Source organism: Phytoactinopolyspora limicola (genome assembly GCF_011320225.1).
Taxonomy (GTDB): domain Bacteria; phylum Actinomycetota; class Actinomycetes; order Jiangellales; family Jiangellaceae; genus Phytoactinopolyspora; species Phytoactinopolyspora limicola.
The window spans coordinates 483258-501259 of record NZ_JAAOEN010000001.1 but is presented as its reverse complement, the minus strand read 5'-3'; the positions used below and the strand labels follow the sequence as shown (position 1 = coordinate 501259).

General features: G+C 67.2%; 15 protein-coding genes. 7 read left to right on the top strand and 8 right to left on the bottom strand.

Translation table 11 applies throughout. The features are described from left to right. Positions 1 to 61: 61 nt before the first annotated feature. The 4 genes from G8760_RS02440 to G8760_RS02425 all read right to left on the bottom strand — a co-directional run bounded on the left by G8760_RS02440 (position 62) and on the right by G8760_RS02425 (position 5586). The gene (locus G8760_RS02440; protein WP_166346135.1) at positions 62 to 457 is read right to left on the bottom strand and encodes a roadblock/LC7 domain-containing protein; all 396 of its coding nucleotides are present in this window, start codon (positions 455 to 457) and stop codon (positions 62 to 64) included. After that, positions 454 to 3432, bottom strand: a complete 2979-nt coding sequence (locus tag G8760_RS02435; RefSeq protein ID WP_166346132.1) for a sensor histidine kinase — start codon at positions 3430 to 3432, stop codon at positions 454 to 456. Before G8760_RS02435 ends, G8760_RS02440 begins: the two co-directional genes overlap by 4 nt. A gap of 427 nt (positions 3433 to 3859) precedes the next feature. Further along, complete coding sequence (locus tag G8760_RS02430; RefSeq protein WP_166346129.1) at positions 3860 to 4939, bottom strand: inositol-3-phosphate synthase; 1080 nt, start codon at positions 4937 to 4939, stop codon at positions 3860 to 3862. Further along, positions 4939 to 5586 (bottom strand): PadR family transcriptional regulator, encoded by a 648-nt coding sequence (locus tag G8760_RS02425; RefSeq protein ID WP_166346126.1) that lies wholly within the window; start codon positions 5584 to 5586, stop codon positions 4939 to 4941. Before G8760_RS02425 ends, G8760_RS02430 begins: the two co-directional genes overlap by 1 nt. Before the next feature lie 185 nt (positions 5587 to 5771). Between G8760_RS02425 and G8760_RS02420 the strand changes: the two genes are divergently transcribed. From G8760_RS02420 to G8760_RS02400, 5 genes are all read left to right on the top strand, one after another. Beyond that, the gene (locus tag G8760_RS02420) at positions 5772 to 8414 is read left to right on the top strand and encodes a transglycosylase domain-containing protein (protein ID WP_166346123.1); all 2643 of its coding nucleotides are present in this window, start codon (positions 5772 to 5774) and stop codon (positions 8412 to 8414) included. 96 nt (positions 8415 to 8510) lie between these two features. Beyond that, entirely contained in the window at positions 8511 to 9935 is a 1425-nt protein-coding gene (locus tag G8760_RS02415; RefSeq protein WP_166346120.1) for a glycosyltransferase family 87 protein, read from the top strand. After that, positions 9932 to 11116 (top strand): hypothetical protein, encoded by a 1185-nt coding sequence (locus G8760_RS02410; RefSeq protein WP_207781936.1) that lies wholly within the window; start codon positions 9932 to 9934, stop codon positions 11114 to 11116. The genes G8760_RS02415 and G8760_RS02410 overlap by 4 nt, the downstream gene beginning before the upstream one ends. Before the next feature lie 202 nt (positions 11117 to 11318). After that, positions 11319 to 11819, top strand: coding sequence for a GNAT family N-acetyltransferase (locus G8760_RS02405; protein ID WP_166346117.1), 501 nt, complete (start codon positions 11319 to 11321; stop codon positions 11817 to 11819). Between the two features lie 95 nt (positions 11820 to 11914). Continuing rightward, positions 11915 to 12400: a general stress protein gene (locus G8760_RS02400; protein WP_166346114.1), complete on the top strand. Its 486-nt coding sequence runs from the start codon at positions 11915 to 11917 to the stop codon at positions 12398 to 12400. A gap of 46 nt (positions 12401 to 12446) precedes the next feature. On the opposite strand, the gene G8760_RS02395 is transcribed toward G8760_RS02400, so the two are convergent. The 4 genes from G8760_RS02395 to G8760_RS02380 form a co-directional block, all read right to left on the bottom strand. After that, positions 12447 to 13478 (bottom strand): alanine racemase, encoded by a 1032-nt coding sequence (locus tag G8760_RS02395; RefSeq protein ID WP_166346111.1) that lies wholly within the window; start codon positions 13476 to 13478, stop codon positions 12447 to 12449. A gap of 3 nt (positions 13479 to 13481) precedes the next feature. Further along, the gene (locus G8760_RS02390) at positions 13482 to 14621 is read right to left on the bottom strand and encodes a lipid II:glycine glycyltransferase FemX (protein ID WP_166346106.1); all 1140 of its coding nucleotides are present in this window, start codon (positions 14619 to 14621) and stop codon (positions 13482 to 13484) included. An 87-nt stretch (positions 14622 to 14708) separates the two neighbouring features. Beyond that, complete coding sequence (locus G8760_RS02385; RefSeq protein WP_166346103.1) at positions 14709 to 15500, bottom strand: deoxyribonuclease IV; 792 nt, start codon at positions 15498 to 15500, stop codon at positions 14709 to 14711. 10 nt (positions 15501 to 15510) lie between these two features. After that, positions 15511 to 16788: an MFS transporter gene (locus G8760_RS02380; RefSeq protein WP_207781935.1), complete on the bottom strand. Its 1278-nt coding sequence runs from the start codon at positions 16786 to 16788 to the stop codon at positions 15511 to 15513. Between the two features lie 283 nt (positions 16789 to 17071). On the opposite strand from G8760_RS02380, the gene rpsF reads away from it, so the two are divergent. Continuing rightward, the gene (rpsF, locus tag G8760_RS02375) at positions 17072 to 17362 is read left to right on the top strand and encodes a 30S ribosomal protein S6 (RefSeq protein WP_166346099.1); all 291 of its coding nucleotides are present in this window, start codon (positions 17072 to 17074) and stop codon (positions 17360 to 17362) included. Between the two features lie 62 nt (positions 17363 to 17424). Further along, a complete protein-coding gene (locus tag G8760_RS02370; protein WP_166346096.1) occupies positions 17425 to 17940 on the top strand; it encodes a single-stranded DNA-binding protein in 516 nt (171 codons plus the stop codon). Positions 17941 to 18002: the final 62 nt, after the last annotated feature.

Below are 18002 nucleotides of genomic sequence, written 5' to 3'. Positions count from 1 at the left end.
GTCCCCGTGTTCTCTTCCGATCACGTCGGCTGACCCCCCGGATCCCTCGGCACCTTAGCCGTCACCCCACGCGGACGGCCGGGTTCAACGTGGCGCCAACCCGCTCGACCAGCAACGCCATCTCGTACCCGACTTGGCCGAGGTCGCAGCCGGCAGCGGCGAGGACGGCCAGGTGTGCACCTGAGGCGACCGCCATCACCAGCAGAAAGCCGTCGGCCATCTCGACAAGGGTCTGCTGGACCTCGCCGGCGTTGAGAATCAGCGACGCGCCGACCGTCAGGCTGGCCAGCCCAGAGACCACTGCCGCTAGCTGCTCGCCCCGATCTTGGGGAAGACCGGACGAGCCGGCCAGTTGAAGGCCGTCGGCTGAGACCACCACAGCGTGCGCGGCACCGGTCGTGCGTTCGACGAAGCGATCGAGGAGCCAACTGAGCTCATCGTTCGTACCGTTCGTCACTGCCTGCTCCTCTCGGGGTCACTGGGCCGCTTTGGGACCCAGCCACCGGTTTCCTGACGCCCGCGACCAACACCGCGCTGCAAGCTTGCCAGTGTGGATGATACGGAGTCCGCGCTCTTTGTGGGAGGCGTGGGCCGCCGAGTTTTTGCCTGAGATTCTGGTTGCTCGGAAATCGACCCGGGTACGAGCGACGCTCCGCGTCGGCGAACCGGCAATCCGGCTGCGTTGACCGCCGGATTCTCGGCCGTGCCGGCGACACCGGCGGTGCCGACGGGAGTGCCGGCGGGGGCGCTGGCGTCGACCCGCGTGGGTTCGGCCGGACTGGACGGGCTGGGGCTGGCCGGCCACTCGGTGCCCGCGGCGGGCGGGCGGGCCCGGCGGTGGCTCGGTGGACGGGTGGATGGTTGCGCGGGAAGCTGCCCCGGCTGCTGGGTGGGCTGCTGGGCCGGTGGCTGGCTCCAGCGCGCCGCGGCTGCCTCTTCGGCACTGCGGAGGACCTCGGCGGCGCGCTTCCAGCCCGCGTCGGCCGGGCTCGACCAGTCGGAACTCTTGTCGCCGCCGAACCAGGCCGAGCGGACCGACTCGAAGATCGGCGAATCTCCCTGTGCTTGGTCGGAGCTCGCCGAGGGGAACATGGGCCCGGTGCTTTCGGCCGGGCTGGTGGCCGGACTGAAGGCCTGCGTGCTCTCCGGGGTCAAGGCCTGCGTGCTCTCCGGGGTGAACGCCTGTGCGCTGTGGAGTGGCTCGGGTGCCGGCCGGGCCGATGGCGCCGCGGGCGAGAAACGTGTGGGCTCAGGGGTGGGTGCCGCGGCTGGCCGGCCCAATGGGTCCGTGGTGGGCTCCGGCGGTGGGTAGGCCGGACGTGACGGCGTGGACAGGTGGTCATGGGCCGGAGCGGTGAGTGGGTCGTACTGATTGGTGGCCGGCGCGCCCGGGAGGTCGACCTCGGAGTCGAGCGGTGAGTGGATGAGGTTGGCCGGGAGGTCGACCTGGGCGACCATGCCTCCGGAAGCACCTGGTTCGAGACGCACTCGGATGCCGTGTTTGGCCGACAACCGCGCGACGACGTACAGGCCGAGGGTGCGGGACGTGGCGACGTCGATGTCGCTGACGTCCGCCAGCCGCTGGTTGAGCATCTCCAGCTGGTCCGCGGGGACTCCTAGGCCACTGTCCGTGACCTGGATGCGTAGACCTCCGCCCAGCAGGGGCTGGCTGGTGACGCGTACCGGCGTAGACGGTGCGGAGAACTCGGTGGCGTTGTCGATGAGCTCGGCCAGCAAGTGGGCGATGTCGTCGACGGCGTTGGCCGACACCAGATCGGTGGGCATAACACCGAACTTCACCCTGGGATACTGCTCGACCTCTCCCACGGCGGTCCGGACGACGTCCAATACCGGTGCCGACGACGTCTGCTTGCGCATTTCCTGTACGCCGGCCAGCACCAGCAGGCTCTCGGCGTGCCGGCGGACGCGGGTGGCCATGTGGTCGATCCGGAACAGGGCGCTGAGCTGATCAGGATCACGCTCACGCTGCTCGAGTCCTTCGAGCTCGCCCAACTGCCGGTCGACGAGCGACTGGGTCCGGCGAGACAGGTTGACCACGATGGTGTCGAGGTTCTGGCGCAGCAGCGCTTGGTCGCCGGCGATCCGCACGGCCATCGCGTGGACGTCGTTGAATGCCTTCGCGACCGCGCCGATCTCGTCGTCGCCCTCCGCGGTGATGACCTCACTCGACGAGTCCAGATCGGTCGCGGCGGCGGGGCCATCTCGTTGGATCCGCTCGACGACGGTCGGGAGGTCGTGGGTGGCCGTCTGCTCGGCGGCTCCTCGCAGGCGGCGTAGCGGGCCGACGATGGAGCGGGCGACCACGACGGTGAGGAAGACGGTGAGACCTAGGACTAGAAGCACCGCGACGGCGCTCAGGATGGCCGTCATCCGAGCACCGTTGGCGGCGCTGGAAGCCTCGCTGACGACGTTCTCGGCGGCCTCGTTCTCGACGGAGCGGAGCGTATCGAGGCGGTCGGTGGCGGCGGCGAACCATTCGTCGTGAGACTGCCCGACGTCATCGCCGGCGCGGATCGCGTCCAAGGTGTCGGTGGTGAGGTCGTCGGCCCCGGCCAGCCGGCTGGCGACGGAGTCGGCCACGGCGGGGTCGTCGATGCTGGTCAGGTAACGTCCGAGCAGGAGATCCTGCTGGCCGCGATAGACGACGGCGCTGGTGGTGAGTGCGGACGACGCCGACTCTCCGGGGTCCAGGTGGTACGCGACGAGCGCGCGTTCCATGGACGCGGCTTCGACGGCTTGGGAGATGTTGTCCAGACCGCTGATGAGCCTCGTGGTCTCGCCGTCGTCGACCACCAGGCCGGAGGCGGTGACGATAGCCCGGACCGACTCGGCTACTTCGTGGTAGGCCGCGGCTCCACCGGCGTCGAAGGCCGGTTCTGCCGCGTCACGCTCCGAGCGGTAGTCCTGGAGCTGGGCGATGTCTTGTTCGAACGCGTCGGCCAGTACGGCTGCCCCACCGCCGGCGGACCGGACGTCTCCGAGCTGCTCCCGGAACCGCTGGACCGCGCTGTCAGTGTTGTCCCGCGCCTCCGCCACCGCGCTGACCCCGGTCGCGTCGGCCTCGGCCATACCACTGATGTCGCGCTCGTCCTGGATCCGGTGGAGGAGATCGGTGGCGGCTATGCCGACCGAGGCGAGCCGCTCGACCTCGGCGGCGGATCCGGCGTCGTCCAACGCGTTCTTGAAGAACAAGGTGCCCAGGATGAGTGTGCCCAGCAGCGGCACGATCACGAGGGCAGCGACACGAGAACGGACGCTGCGGTCATGGAGCAGGGTGTGCCAGAACGTCGGACGGGAGTCTTCGCGGCCACCCGCCTGTGGCGGTTGGGCACGCTCGGAGGAGTCCTGGGTGGTACGCGCTCTTTTCGGGTCGGCGCTTGTCCCCCGGCGGCCTCGCGCGGTCCGCGTCATCGAACTTATCCTCCCTTGGTCTGGCGTCCCCGGACCTCACGCGTGGATCGCGCGAGATCCCTCACGGCCGCCGACCAACATGGCGACAGGACACGGGACAATAGTCGACGCTGGCTGTCTCGTACCCGCTCTGTCAATAGACGACCGATAAGCCGGACAATCGAATGGTAGTCGAGTGGGCCAAACGCTCGATGCCACGTGCCAGTAACTGGGGCGAACTACGCATTTGCTGATGACGGCGTACGTGGTGGGCCGACCACGGCTCAACCTACCCCAGCCCCAGTGATCGTTGCCGGATTTCTGCCCAACCTCCCGGTGATCGTCGCCAGCTTCAGGTCGCTATAGCGACCCCATCTGGGCGACGATCACCGGGGCTGGGGGCAGAAATCCGGCAACGATCACTGGGCCGGAGGGTTGAACGGCCGGGCTAGCGCTCGATCTCGCCAGCGATGAAGCTCTCGACGAGATCCCGCGCGACACTGTCGGCGTACTGTTCGGGCGGCGACTTCATGAAGTACGAGGACGCCGACAGGATCGGCCCGCCGATTCCGCGGTCCTTGGCGATCTTGGCCGCGCGGATCGCGTCGATGATGATGCCAGCGGAGTTGGGGGAGTCCCAGACCTCCAGCTTGTACTCCAGGCTGAGTGGCGCATCACCGAAATTGCGGCCTTCGAGCCTGATGAATGCCCACTTGCGGTCGTCCAGCCAGGCGACGTAGTCAGACGGGCCGATGTGGACGTTTCGGTCTTCCAGGCCGTTGGCCAGCTGGGAGGTGACCGACTGCGTCTTGGAGACCTTCTTGGACTCCAGGCGATCGCGCTCGAGCATGTTCTTGAAGTCCATGTTGCCGCCGACGTTCAGCTGGTAAGTGCGGTCGACGGTTACGCCGCGGTCCTCGAACAGGCGAGCCAGCACACGGTGGGTGATGGTGGCACCGATCTGCGACTTGATGTCGTCGCCGACGATTGGCACTCCGGCCTCGGTGAACTTGTCGGCCCACTCTTTCGTGCCGGCGATGAACACCGGGAGGGCGTTGACGAAGGCGACACCGGCATCGAGGGCGCACTGGGCGTAGAACTTCGCGGCCTGCTCGGAGCCGACCGGCAGGTAGCACACCAGCACGTCGGCGCGGGTGGCCTTCAACGTCTCGACGATGTCGACCGCATCACCGTCGGCTTCGGTGATGGTTTCGCGGTAGTACTTGCCGAGCCCGTCGAGGGTGGGCCCGCGCTGAACGGTAATGCCGGTGGGGGGAACGTCGCAGATCTTGATGGTGTTGTTCTCGCTGGCGCCGATGGCGTCGGCGAGATCTTGTCCGACCTTCTTGGCGTCGACATCGAACGCCGCGACGAACTCGATGTCGCGGACGTGGTAGTCGCCGAACTGCACATGCATCAGGCCCGGAACCTTGGCGGCCGGGTCGGCGTCGCGGTAGTAATGAACGCCCTGAACGAGCGAGGCGGCGCAGTTCCCGACGCCGATGATGGCTACCCGAAGCGAGCTCATCAGCTCTTCTCCTTTTCTTGGTGACTGGGGTTATCCGGCCCCGAACCGGTGTTCGAGCGGGGATCCTGTCCCCGCGCATGATCAACTTCTGGTGTGGTGGTGCGCTGCTCCGCGCTGATGAGGCCGTCGAGCCACTTGACCTCGCGCTCGACCGACTCCAAGCCGTGTCGTTGCAGCTCGAGCGTGTAAGTGTCAAGCCGTTCGCGGGTGCGATTCAGAGCAGAGCGAAACTGCTCCAGGCGCTCCTGGAGCCTAGACCGGCGGCCGACGAGGATTCGCATCCTGGTGTCGGCATCGGCCCGGCCGAAGAAGGCGAAGTGGACGCCGAAGCGTTCGTCGTCCCACGACGATGGACCCGCCTCGCTGAGTAGCTCGACGAAGTGTTCTTTACCTTCTGGAGTGAGCTTGTAGACGATCCGGCTGCGTCGGCCGCTGCGGGCCGCTCCCGGACTATCCACAGTCTCGTCCTCGGCCAGATGTCCGCGCCGAACCATGTCTTTCAACGTGGGGTACAGCGTGCCGTAGGAGAACGCTCTACCCCAGCCGAGCAGGGAGTTCACCTGCTTTCGGAGTTCGTAGCCGTGCAGCGGGCCGTCGTGAAGCAGGCCGAGGACGGCGAGCTCCAAGGCTTCGGCACGCTTACCCACGACTACACTCCCGTCTCGGTACTGACGTCTCGATGTATCGAAATGATACATCGAGATAGTACATCCATGACCCTTGAGTGTCACCGGGTCCGGAGGTGACCATGTACCGTGGCCCATTGACATAGATCTGTAAGTGATCACGCTGTCAGCGACGGACCGGCCCGGAGACCAGACGAGACGCGAACGTGACGGACGCAGAACGCACCACAGACGCCGCACGCGGAGGCACCCGCCGGCGCTACGCGGCGCATTCCAAAAAAGGCCGTAGTGGTGCCACCAATGACGGTGGTCGTGGCAGCGGCCCCCAAGGTGGCAGCCGCTCTGGAGGTAGTCGGAGCGGCCCGAGCCGAGGTGCTGGAAGTGCCGGTGGTGCTGGTCAAGGCGGCGCCGGGCGTGGTGCCCTGGAACGCGGCGGTAGCGGGACGGGTGGTCCCGGGCGCAACGGTGGTGCTGGCCGCAATGGCGGTTCTGGCCGTAGCGGCGGTGGCCGTAATGGCAAGGCGCGTAAACGGGGCTGGCGGAAGTTCCTCGGCATCAAGGCGCTGTTCCTCTACTTCCTAGGGTTCTGTTTCCTCGGAATCATCGGGATCGGCATCGTCTACGCCAGAACAGAGATCCCGGAGCCCAACGACTTCGCGCTGTCCGAGACCACGATCGTGTATTACAGCGACGGTGAGACCGAACTCGGCCGGTTCAGTTCGGAGAACCGAGAAAGCGTCGATCTCTCCCAGATCCCCGTCCACGTCCGCGACGCGGTGATCGCGGCCGAAGACCGCGGCTTCTACAGCAACCCTGGGTTCGACATGGCCGGCATCGCCCGTGCCGGGCTGAACTTCGTCCGGTCCGGCGGCGAGATCGATGGTGGAGGCTCCACCATCACCCAGCAGTACGTCAAGAACTACTACCTGACCCAGGACCAAAACTGGAGCCGTAAACTCAACGAGCTCTTCGTCTCCATCAAGATCGACCGGCAGTTGGAGAAGGACGACATTCTGGCGGCCTACCTCAACACGTCATGGTTCGGCCGGAACGGTCTGCATGGGGTCCAGACCGCGGCGAGATCGTACTTCCACAAGCCGATCAGCGATGTCTCCGTGGAGGAGGGTATTGCTCTGGCCGTGTTGCTGCCATCGCCGAGCCGGTACGACCCCACACTCGGACCGGAGAGCACCGAGCGGTTCGAGCGTCGCTTCGAGTACGTGGTTAATGGCATGGTGGCGACGGGCGCGCTCGACCCGGGCGAGGCGGCCAGCATCGAGCCGCCAGAGATCCAACCCGAGCAGCGAACCAACCGGTATGCCGGCGCCAAGGGTTATCTACTCCAGCAGGTTCGCCGAGAGCTGCTAGCGCTCGGGCTGGACGAGGCCGAGATCGACACCGGTGGACTGCGCGTCGTCACCACGTTCGACAAAGACGCTCAGGACGCGGCCGTCAAGGCGGTGGAAGAGGAGCGCCCCACGGAGGACGCCGACGGCGTTCGGATCGGACTCGCCGCGGTAATACCTAACGACGGCGCGGTCATCGCGATGTACGGCGGACCCGACGCCGTTGAGCAACCGTTCAACGACGCCGTCGATGGAAAACAGCAAGCCGGGTCCGCGTTCAAGCCGTTCACGCTGATAGCAGCCCTCGAAGAAGGTATCTCGCTGGAGAGCCGGTACTGGGGGAACTCACCGTTCGACCCACCGGAGCTCGGCCCGCCGGTCAACAACCAGAACGATGCCGACTACGGCGAAGCTGTCGACCTTGTCGAGTCGATGGAAAGGTCGGTCAACACCGCGTTCGTCGACTTGACGATGCAGATGGGTCCCAGCCGGGTGGTCGACGCGTTGGTCCGGGCCGGAGTGCCAGAAGGTGCCGAGGACTTGGAGAACAACGCTCGGGTCACGTTGGGAATCGGCAAGGTTTCTACCGTCGAGATGGCCGAGATCTACGCCACGCTGGCCGCCGGCGGCCGACAGGCTGACTGGTACACGGTGCGCCGGGTCACCGACCGCGGTGGAAATGTTCTGCACGCTGCCCAGCCAGAGCCGAAGACGGTGTTCGACGCCGACGTCGTCGCCGACACCACCTACTCGCTGACCCAGGTCGTCGAGGGTGAGAACGGCACCGGGCACGCCGCCCGGGAATTGGGCCGTCCTTCGGCGGGCAAGACCGGGACCCATGAGCGATTGACCGCCTGGTACGCGGGGTACACCCCGCAGTTGGCGGCAGCGGTCTCTTTCATTCGCGGTGAAGGCGAAGCCGGTGGTACGGAGTCGCTGCAAGGTGTTGGTGGCCAGAGCACCTTCCCCGGCGGGGCGTATCCGGCCCGGATCTGGACTGCGTTTATGGCCGCCGCGCTCGAGGGTGAAGAGGTGATGGAGTTCGCCGAACGGGCGGACGTCGGCGAGCCGATCAACCCGGAACCCACCGAGGAGCCCACACCTGATCCGCCACGAGACCCCGACCCGCCACGCGACGACGACGACGGTGACGAAGGCGGAGGCGATCAGGACGGCGGCAACGACGGTGGGGGCCCCGGTGGCGGGAACGACGGTGGCGGTAACGACGGCGGCGGCCCTGGTGGGGGCCCCGGTGGCGGCAACGACGGTGGCGGTAACGACGGCGGCGGAGACATCTGGGGTGAAGGTGGCGATGACGGCACCGATGACGGCGGCGGCCCCGGTGGCGGCCCTGGTGGCGGTCCCGGTGGCGGCCCTGGTGGCGGTCCCGGCGGCGACACCGGTGGTGGCCCTGGCGGCGATGACGGCACGGATAGTGGAGAGGGTGACGACGGCACGGACGATGGTGGCGACGAGGACGATGGTGGCGACGGCTGGGACTAACGTCGGTCCTGAGCGGTCGACGGGCGGCCAGCGGCAGACCCAGTCACCATGGAGACCCACCGGCGCCCACGCTCCCGGACCTGCCCGCACAGCCCCGTGAGCCCGCGCATCGCCCAGCCGAGCCGCGAAGACCCGGTCGTGGCCACGGCCAGCGAGTGGGTCGGCGGGCCGGTCGGGCGGTACGCACTGGTCGGTGGGGGATGGTGGAGCCCGGTTCGGGTAGCCGTGGCGGTGGCGTGTCTCGTTCTGGCGGTTGGATTCGTCACCAACCAGCCGTGCCACGAGAAGTCGTGGGAGAGCCGCGAGGACCCTAGCGTCTGGACGTCGCTGTGTTACAGCGACGTGCCCTTCTTGTACCGGGAGCGTGGCCTGGCCGACGGCGAGGTCGTGTACGTCGACCGCGAGCTTGAGTATCCGGTGCTCACTGGGGCGGTGATGCAAGGGTCCGCGGTGCTTGCCCGGGCCATCCAGTCGGTGACCGGACCGGATTCACCAGACCGGCCGCTGGCCGAGAGTGTCCGCTTCTACGAGATCACTGTCATCCTGATGGGACTGTCGGCGATTGTCATCGTCGTCGCTACCGCGCGGACGGTGCCGCGCCGGCCATGGGACGCGATGGTGGTGGCGGCCTCGCCGGTACTGTTGCTCAGTTTCGCGATCAACTGGGATCTGCTGGCCGTCGCCTGTACGAGCCTGGCCATACTGGCGTGGACGAGGGAAAGACCAGGGTGGGCGGGCATCCTGCTCGGGCTTGGTGCGGCGGCCAAACTTTATCCGGTGCTGATCCTGGGCGCGTTATTGCTCGTGGCTATGCGTGACCCGGACCGGGCGCGGGCGTTGCGCCGCCTGGGTGGCACGGTGGTGGCGGCCGTTGTGTCGTGGTCGACCGTCAATCTGCCGGTGGCCATGCACTCTCCCCAAGGATGGTCGACCTTCTTCGAGTTCAACGTCGAGCGTGCGGCCGAGTTCGGCTCGGTCTGGTATGCGCTTGGCATTCTGGACGGCAGCCTCGGCATCTCGATGCCGGCCGGTGACGACATCAATCGGCTGGCGATTGGTGCCGGCCTCATCTTGCTGGGCCTGATCATCGTCCTCACCATGACCGCACCCGAGCCGCCGCGACTGGCCCAGCTGGCGTTTTTGGCGGTGGCCGCTTTCCTACTGATCAACAAGGTGTGGTCGCCGCAGTACACGCTGTGGCTGCTGCCGCTGGCCGCGTTGGCCCGGCCGCGTTGGCGCGAGCTGCTGATCTGGCAGGCCACGGAGGTGCTCTACTTCATCGCGGTCTGGCTGTACCTGGCTGGCTTCTACGGAGACCAGGTGATCTCCGCGGAGGTGTACGCGTTGTCGATCCTCATCCGTACGACGGCGTTGATTTGGCTGATGATCCTCGTCGTCCGCGATATCCAGGCGCCTGGCCACGATCCCGTGCGGGCATACGTGACTGGGCCGGCGCCGCCGTTGTCCCATGGTCGTGCCGGTGCCGGTGCCGGTGCCAGCCAGCGGCGGGCACGCCGGTGAGCCGCGACGGGGCCGAAGTGGTGGCCGCGACAGCCAGTTCACCAGCGGCAGGGGGCCGCGCGACGCTCGGTGGTTGGCTGAGTAACCGCCCCGAGGATCGTGACGCTCTGGCCATCTGGCTACTCAGCCGGGTCTCGATTGTCGTGATCGCGTCAGCGACCGGCCTGTTGTTCGCCGTCAACGGGCAGGACGTCGTCGGATGGCTGGACCGGTGGGTCCAGTGGGACTTCCATCACTACCGTGGCATCGCAACACACGGCTACGGGGGCGAACCGACGGGCGTGCCCAACGAGGCGTTCTTCCCCGGGCTGCCGGGACTGCTGTGGTTCGGAGCCCAGCTAGGCATCTCCCACGTGGTGACCGGCCTGCTCGTCTCACTGGTCACAGGTGGCGTCGCGGCCGTCGCGCTCAGCCGGCTGGCCACACTCGACGGTGGTCCGCGGGCCGGGCGGCTGGCCGTGCTGGCGTGGGTGTGCGCCCCACCCGCTGTCTTTCTCGCCGCGCCCTACACCGAGGCTTTGTTCGTCGCGTGCGCCTTACCGGCATGGTTGGCCGCCCGCCGTGGGCACTGGTTGGCTGCCGGGGTACTGGCCGGGTTGGCCTGCACGGTCCGGGTCAGTGGCATCTTTCTGGTGGTTGCGGTTGGTGTGCATTGGCTGGCCACCCGCCGGACCACCCGTGACTGGTCCGGCTTCGGATGGCTGTTCCTGCCGCTGGTTCCGCTTGGCGCCTGGATGATCTATCTGAAGAACCTCACCGGAAACTGGCTGGCCTGGCTGGACGCGCAAGCCCAGGAGTGGAACCGCGAGTTCACCTGGCCCTGGGACGCGTGGGCCAACACCTGGCGGGCGGCGTTCGGTGGAGGTCAGTCACCGGGATTCGCCTGGATGTTCGCCGCCGAGATCGTCGCCATCCTGGTCGGCGCCGCATTAACGGTGGGTTTGGTGTGGTGGCGGCGCTGGGGCGAGGCGACGTGGGTTGGACTTCAGGTGATCGCGTTCGCGACGTCGTACTGGTTCTTCTCGGTTCCGAGAGCCACCCTGCTGTGGTGGCCGCTGTGGATCGCGGTGGGGGTGGCGGCGGCCCGCCGGCGATGGGTGCTGTGGGTCTATTTGGCGGTGAGCGCACCCCTCATGTGTGTCTGGGTGGTGGTTTTCCTCACCGGTCGATGGGCCGGCTGACCCGGATCGGGTGGTTCAGCTCAGTCCACCACCAATGTCCTGCTCAGGACCCCAAGCTCCACGGTCCCTCCCACCCTCCGCCCTGTTGTAGCCCCGTGATCTCCTTGGTGGCGAGCCGGACACCGAGCGGCTATCGTGGCGCCGGAATACCGGCCGCGCCAGCAGACCGGGGGCCGCTATGACCGCCTCGTCCGGAGGGTTGATGATGCCGAATCGGGTACGGCTCGCCGAGCCCGGGCGGCAGCGCGTCGTCGAAGCGATCGTGCAGGATGCGTACCAACCGTGGGTGGCTATCGTGGGTGGCCGGCCGGCGCCGCTGGACGCGGACTATGGTGCCCTAATCGCCGCAGGTCGGGTCTACGTCACGGGCGAGCCCGAGCCGGTCGGCGTGTTGGTGTTGACCGCCGAGGCCACAACCCTTCTGGTTGAGAACGTCGCCGTCCGACCGTCGTCGCAGGGACGTGGCATCGGGCGGCAGCTCCTCGCCTTCGCCGAGGCGCGGGCCCGTGAGCTCGGCCTGAACCAGGTCCGGCTGTTCACCCACGAGAAGATGGTGCGCAACCTGCGCTTCTACGCGGAGCTGGGATACGACGTGACCGGGGTCGAGATGATCGTGGGAGGCCGTCTCGTCCATCTCGCAAAACCGCTTGGTCCGGATGCCGGGGCACAGGACCAACGCCGCGCCGCACCTGACGGTGATTGAGCGTCGACCTTCTTGGGTAATTCACAGGTGGTGCACAGGGGTGTTTCAGGTCAGTAGGCGATGATTCTGGGGAGTCTTCACCCGAGGAGGTCACCATGACACATGCGGAGACGTCCCAGTACGACCCCATCAAGGCCGCGTGGAACACCGTGGCATCGTTCCCCGTGTACGACGACGCCCGGGCCGCGGTTGGCCACCTGTCCAAGACTGGGTTCCCCGTGGAGAACCTCGACATCATCGGCTCCGACCTTCGGTTGGTCGAGCGGGTGACGGGGCGGATGACTCGTACCCGGGCGGTACTGAACGGCGCATTCACCGGGGCGGGGATCGGTCTCTTCTTCGGATTGCTGTTGGGTCTGTTCTCACCTGGCTTTGCCTGGCTCGGTCTCGTGATGGCAGGGGCGGCGGTGGGTGCGACGTGGGGGGCGGCGTTCGGGTTCGCGTCGTCCGTCTCCGTGGCGGGACGGCAGGAATTCTCCTCGACCAAGAATCTCGTGGCACAGCGCTACGACCTCGTCGCCCGCGGTGGATACACGGACCGGGCCCGTATCGAGCTGGGGCAGGCCGGGCTACTCCCATAACGATCATGGGGTTGAGAGCTGAGATCCGGCAACGATCATTCGGTGGTTAAGACCAGGCGATCCGATCGAATGTGGTCGTCGTGAACCGGACGTCGACGTCGAGTTCATCACCCGGTGCCGGCGGCGTGACCCCACTCGGTAGCCAGATCATCGAACACTGCATGTGTGGAGGTTCAGCGAACCAACGCTGCTGGCCGGCCACGTGAAACGGCGACAGCACCCGGCCAGTCGCCTGCAGACCACCCTTGGCCACCGACACCATGCGCTGGCGTGCACTCACCGCCGGCGACGGCGCCTCAAGCGCGACGCCATGGGCCGTGCCGCCCGCGACGACGACCAGTGTGCCGTCGCGCCGGGCCCGGCGTTGCCGGTAGCCATAACGCTCCCCGCGGCGCACCACATGGACGTCGAGCACGGTGCCCCGGGCGTGCAACGCACCACGTTCACCAAGCCACAACGCCGAGCCGACCCGGAGCCGGACCTCGCCGCCTACCTGGCTGGCCAGGGTCGCCGCGGTGGGTGGGGCCAGATGACTGACCCAGAGCTGCCGGGGTACGTCGGGCACCGCAGCAAACGCCGCGGTCGCCAATACGCGGGCCTCGTCGGCGTGATCGCCGGCGAGCGGCAGATGCAGAGCGAATCCCTCGAACCGGACACCGGCCAACAATTCGACGAGGGAGTCGAGCTGTGCGGCCTCGATGCCGTGGCGGCGCATGCTTGTGATGATCTCCACTACCACCCGCGGCCGGCCACCCCGTTCCACCAGTGCCTGGAGATCAGCGATCCGGGAGACGGTGTGGATCACGTGCTCGTCGGCCGGAGCTTCCGACCAGGGCCGCCACGGCGTGAGGACGAGCAGATCGCCGGCGAACCCGGGGCCGACGTCGGGCAGCTCCTCGTACGTCCCCACCGCCAGCGTGGAGGTGCCTAGCTTAGCCGCCTCGGCGGCGAGTACGGCGTTGCCGAATCCGTAGCCATTGCCCTTCGCGACCGGCACGATGTCGGGAGTCGCGGACTCGGTGAAAGCGCGGAGATGATCGCGCCAACGAGCGGTGTCGACATGCAAGGTCAGCGGCATAGGTTAGCTCCGGCGCTTCATGTAGAGATCGAACGCACTGTAGAGAAGCTTCGAGATGGGGAGATCCCACTCACCCACGTACTCCACTGCCCGGCCACCAGTGCCCAGCTTGAAGCGGATCAGGCCGGCGTGCGGGTCGGCCTCGTCCAGTGTGTCGGTGATGCCACGCAGGTCGTACACGTCGCAGCCGTCGGCCAGAGCGTCGCGGATCATCCGCCACTGCACCGCGTTGGACCCGCGGACGTCGCGCTTGGCCGTCGACGACGCGCCGTACGAATACCACGCGTGGGTGCCAACGCGGACCATGGTGGTCGCGGCAACGAGGTCGCCTTCGTGGTGCGCCAGATATAGCCGCAGCCGGTCCGGTGACTCGGTGCGCATCGCCTCCCACATACCCCGGAAGTAGCTCAGGGGGCGCGGCGTGAAGCCATCGCGCCCGGCCGTCTCGGTGTAGAGCTCGTGAAATGCGGGTAGGTCGTCGACATCGCCGTACGACACGACGACCCCGGACTTGTCGGCCTTCTTGATGTTGCGCCGCCACAACTGGTTGAAGCCGCGCAGCACGTCGTCCTCGGCGTCGGTGTCCAGCGGTAGCTGAAAGACGTACCGGGGTTGTCCGGCCGCGAATCCGTCGCCGTCCGGCGGTGGTCGCCACCCGGCGTCTCGGAGCTGCCGGGCAACGGCGTCGCCGATCTCGGTGGTTTCGTCCGCCGGAACGTCGCGCAACCGTTTGACGGTGCCGTCGGCCAGTGCCGCTTTGAGAGTGGTGTTCTGCCAGATCCGAGCGACGACCCCCGGGCCCATTCGGAGCCCAAACGCCCCGTACTCCTTGACATGAGCGATGAGTGGCTCCAGCCAGCGCGAGAGATCACCGTCCTTGGCGGCAGACTCCCAGTCGATGGCTGGACCTTCCGGCACGTATGCCAGGTACCGGCGCACCTTGGGGGCTTGCCGGTAGAGGACGAGAGCACAACCGACGATGGTGTCGCCGTCGAACCAGCCGATCGACTCGGCCTTCCAGTCGCGTTTGACCTGCGCCCAGGCCGGCGTTTGCAGGAAGCTGACGGACGGGCGGTCGGCGATGGCGGCGAGATGGGCCTCGCGGGTGATCTTCCGAACGGTGAGGGCTGGCGCTTTCGTCACGGCCCGAGCGTACCTGTTGGGCAGGGCGGGAGCCGAGTTGCACGATCGGCCACCATGCAGCGCCACGGACGCTCAGAGGTGCCGCCGCTAAGTCGCCAGGTATCGCCGCAGCGCACCGATCTCGTCGGCGTTGCCGTTCTTCGCGCCCGGGGTCTCGAGGATGACGGGTGCCCCCGCGGCACGGACGACCTCCCCGATGGGCTCTAGTCCGATGGTGCCCTCGCCGAGGTTGGCGTGCCGATCTGCGCCGGAGTTGAACTCGTCCCGGCTGTCGTTGGCATGGACCAGGTCGATACGGCCAGTGATCGCCATGATCTTGTCGACCGCTTCCGCTAGGTCGAGGCCGGCCGAGAAGGCGTGGCAGGTGTCGAAACAGAAGCCCATGCCGTGCTCACCCACCGCGTCCCACAGCTGGGTCATGCGCTCGAGGGTGCGCGCCATAGCGTGGTCTCCGCCAGCGGTGTTCTCGATGAGCACCGGCACTTTCGCGTCGAGCCTCTCGGCACACTTGCGCCAGTTGTCGATGCCAACCTCGGGTGCGTCGTCCTTCAGGACGTGGCCGCCGTGAATGACCAGCCCTTGGGCCCCGATCTCGGCGGCGAGATCCACCTGTTGTTGGAGGATCTTGCGGCTCGGGATGCGGATACGGTTGTTGGTGGTGGCGACGTTGAGGACATACGGCGCGTGGACGTACAGCGCGACGTCGGCGTCGGCAGCGGCCTGGCGCAATGCGCTAGCACCGCCGGGATACGAGACGGTGGGTGCCTTCCAGCCCTGAGGGTCGCCAAGGAAGAGCTGGACGGCGTTGGCGCCGACGGCCACCGCGGCGGCGATCGGATCGTCCTGCTTGACGTGGGGACCGATACGTAGCTCGACCATGCGCCGAACGTTATCGCGCCGGACCGACAGGAACGTCGTCGCGGTGCCGCCGTCGACGCATGACCTCGATGACGATGAGTACGAGGGTGGGCACGACCAGAATGGCCGCGACGGCGTTGAGCACCCCGAAGCTCGTCGCGCCCAGCACCACGCCGGACATCCCACCACCAGCTGCACCGACGAGGCTCATACACACGTCCGAGGTTCCCTGTACCCGGGTCCGGGCTTCGTCCGGCACCGACTCGGTGAGCAGCGTCGATCCGGCGACGAGACCGGCTGACCAGCCGAGACCGAGGAGGATCAGACCGGCCATCAGTTGTGGTGTGGAGTGGCCGGCGGTTCCAGCGAGAACGGCGGAGACCACCAGAATGATGTGTCCGGCCACGATGACGGGACGGCGGCCGAGCCGGTCCGCGAGCCAGCCGACCACCGGCGATAGTGCGTACATGCCGGCGATGTGGAGGCTGATGGTCAGGCCAACGATGCGGAGCTCGGCGCCGTGATGGTCCATGTGCACGGGTGTCATGGTCATGACCGCGACCATGATTCCCTGGCTGAGCACCATGGCACTGAGCCCGACCAGCGCGGCTGGGCGGCGCCGGATGATCGCGAGTGCCGATCCAGGCGCGGGAGGTGTGGCGGCGGCGGTGACGACGGCGGCCTGTCGTCGGGAGTGTGCCAGGCGCAACGGGTCGGGCCGCATCCAGCCGGCGATCACTACGGCGGCCAACACGAACCCGACGACGGAGAAGACGAATGGCCCAGCGACGGGCGGGATGGAGAGCCAGTCGGCGACAACCTCGCCGGGGCCGGTGAGATTGGGGCCGAGCACCGAACCGACGGTGGTCGACCAGACGACGATCGAAAGGTCGCGGGCCCGGTTGCTGGGCTCGGCGAGGTCGGTGGCGGCGTAGCGAGACTGAAGGTTGGTGGCTGTCCCTGATCCGATCAGCAGAAGGCCCAGAAGAAGCAGCGGGAATGACGACACCGTGGCCGCGATGAGGGTGACGAACGCACCGGACCCAGCCACGATCCACCCCAGACTGAGGCCCACCCGGCGGCCGCGGGCGGCGGCCAGACGGGAGAGCGGGAGGGCGATGGCGCCAGCGCCAAGGGTGATCATGGTGCCGGCCAGCCCGGACCACTGTTCCGATCCGGAGAGGCGGAGCGCGAGGATGGCCCCGACCGAGATGGCCGAGCCAATGCCGAGGCCGCCCAATATCTGAGCGGTGACGAGCAGGATGAGAGTGCGGCGTTGGATAGCCGCGACAGTGTCCGTCGCGGTCACCGGCGGGGCCGGATGATCACGGTGATGATCATGATGGTGGGTTCCTCGAACGTCGACGGGTGGCTGAAGCTCCAAAAGGTATGGTATGGCACCGACAAACCCGCCGAACGTGATCATTCGCGGCCTGTGGACGAACGAATCGAACAATGACGGGGTTCGCTGGTACGCTTGCTCGCGGCCTGGTGAATCACTGTCGTCGACGGTGGCAATACCCGGGCTGGACGACATCGCCCTCCTGCCGCGGAGAGACCGCGGCCGCGAAGACCACAGGAGGTGAACCGGCATGCGTCACTACGAGGTCATGGTGATCCTCGACCCGGAGGCCGAGGAACGTACCGTCGGCCCGACCCTCGAGCAGTATCTCGGGGTAGTGCGCGACGCTGGCGGCTCGGTCGAGAAAGTCGACATCTGGGGCCGCCGCAAGCTCGCGTACGAGATCAACAAGAAAAGCGAGGGCATCTACGCGGTGCTCGACGTCACCTGTGAAGCCGACACCGTCGCTGAGCTAGACCGCCAGCTCGGGCTGTCGGAAACCATCCTGCGCACCAAGGTCGTCCGGCCAGAAGCGCACTGAACGGGCTCACGGGTCGGTGTCCTCGACGAAGCAACTGACCTACCCGACCTAGGGAGCAAGACATGGCAGGCGAGACCGTCATCACCATTGTCGGCAACTTGACCGACGACCCCGAGCTCCGCTTCACGCCTAGCGGTGCAGCAGTGGCCAGCTTCACGGTCGCATCGACACCGCGCACGTTCAACCGGCAGACCGGCGCTTGGGAAGACGGCGAGACCCTCTTCATGCGTTGCTCGGTGTGGCGGCAGGTGGCGGAGAACGCCGCCGAGTCGCTACAACGAGGCATGCGGGTGATCGTCACTGGTCGGCTCAAGCAGCGCTCGTTCGAAACCCGCGAGGGCGAGAAACGAACGGTTGTCGAGATGGACGTCGACGAGGTCGGTCCCAGCCTGCGGTACGCCACCGCCAAGGTCACCAAGACCCAGCGGCAGGGCGGCGGGTTCGGTGGTGGAGCTCCGCAAGGCGGCGCTGACCCCTGGGCCAGCCAAGGACAACCACAGGGTCAGGGTGGCCAGCCGGCCGCCAACGACCCCTGGGCCAGCAACGCTCCGGCCGCCGCTGAGGAGCCGCCGTTCTGACCCGAGGCACCCGCCTCGCTTATCCGACCGAACCAACCCCATCCCGGTCCGCCACCTGAGGT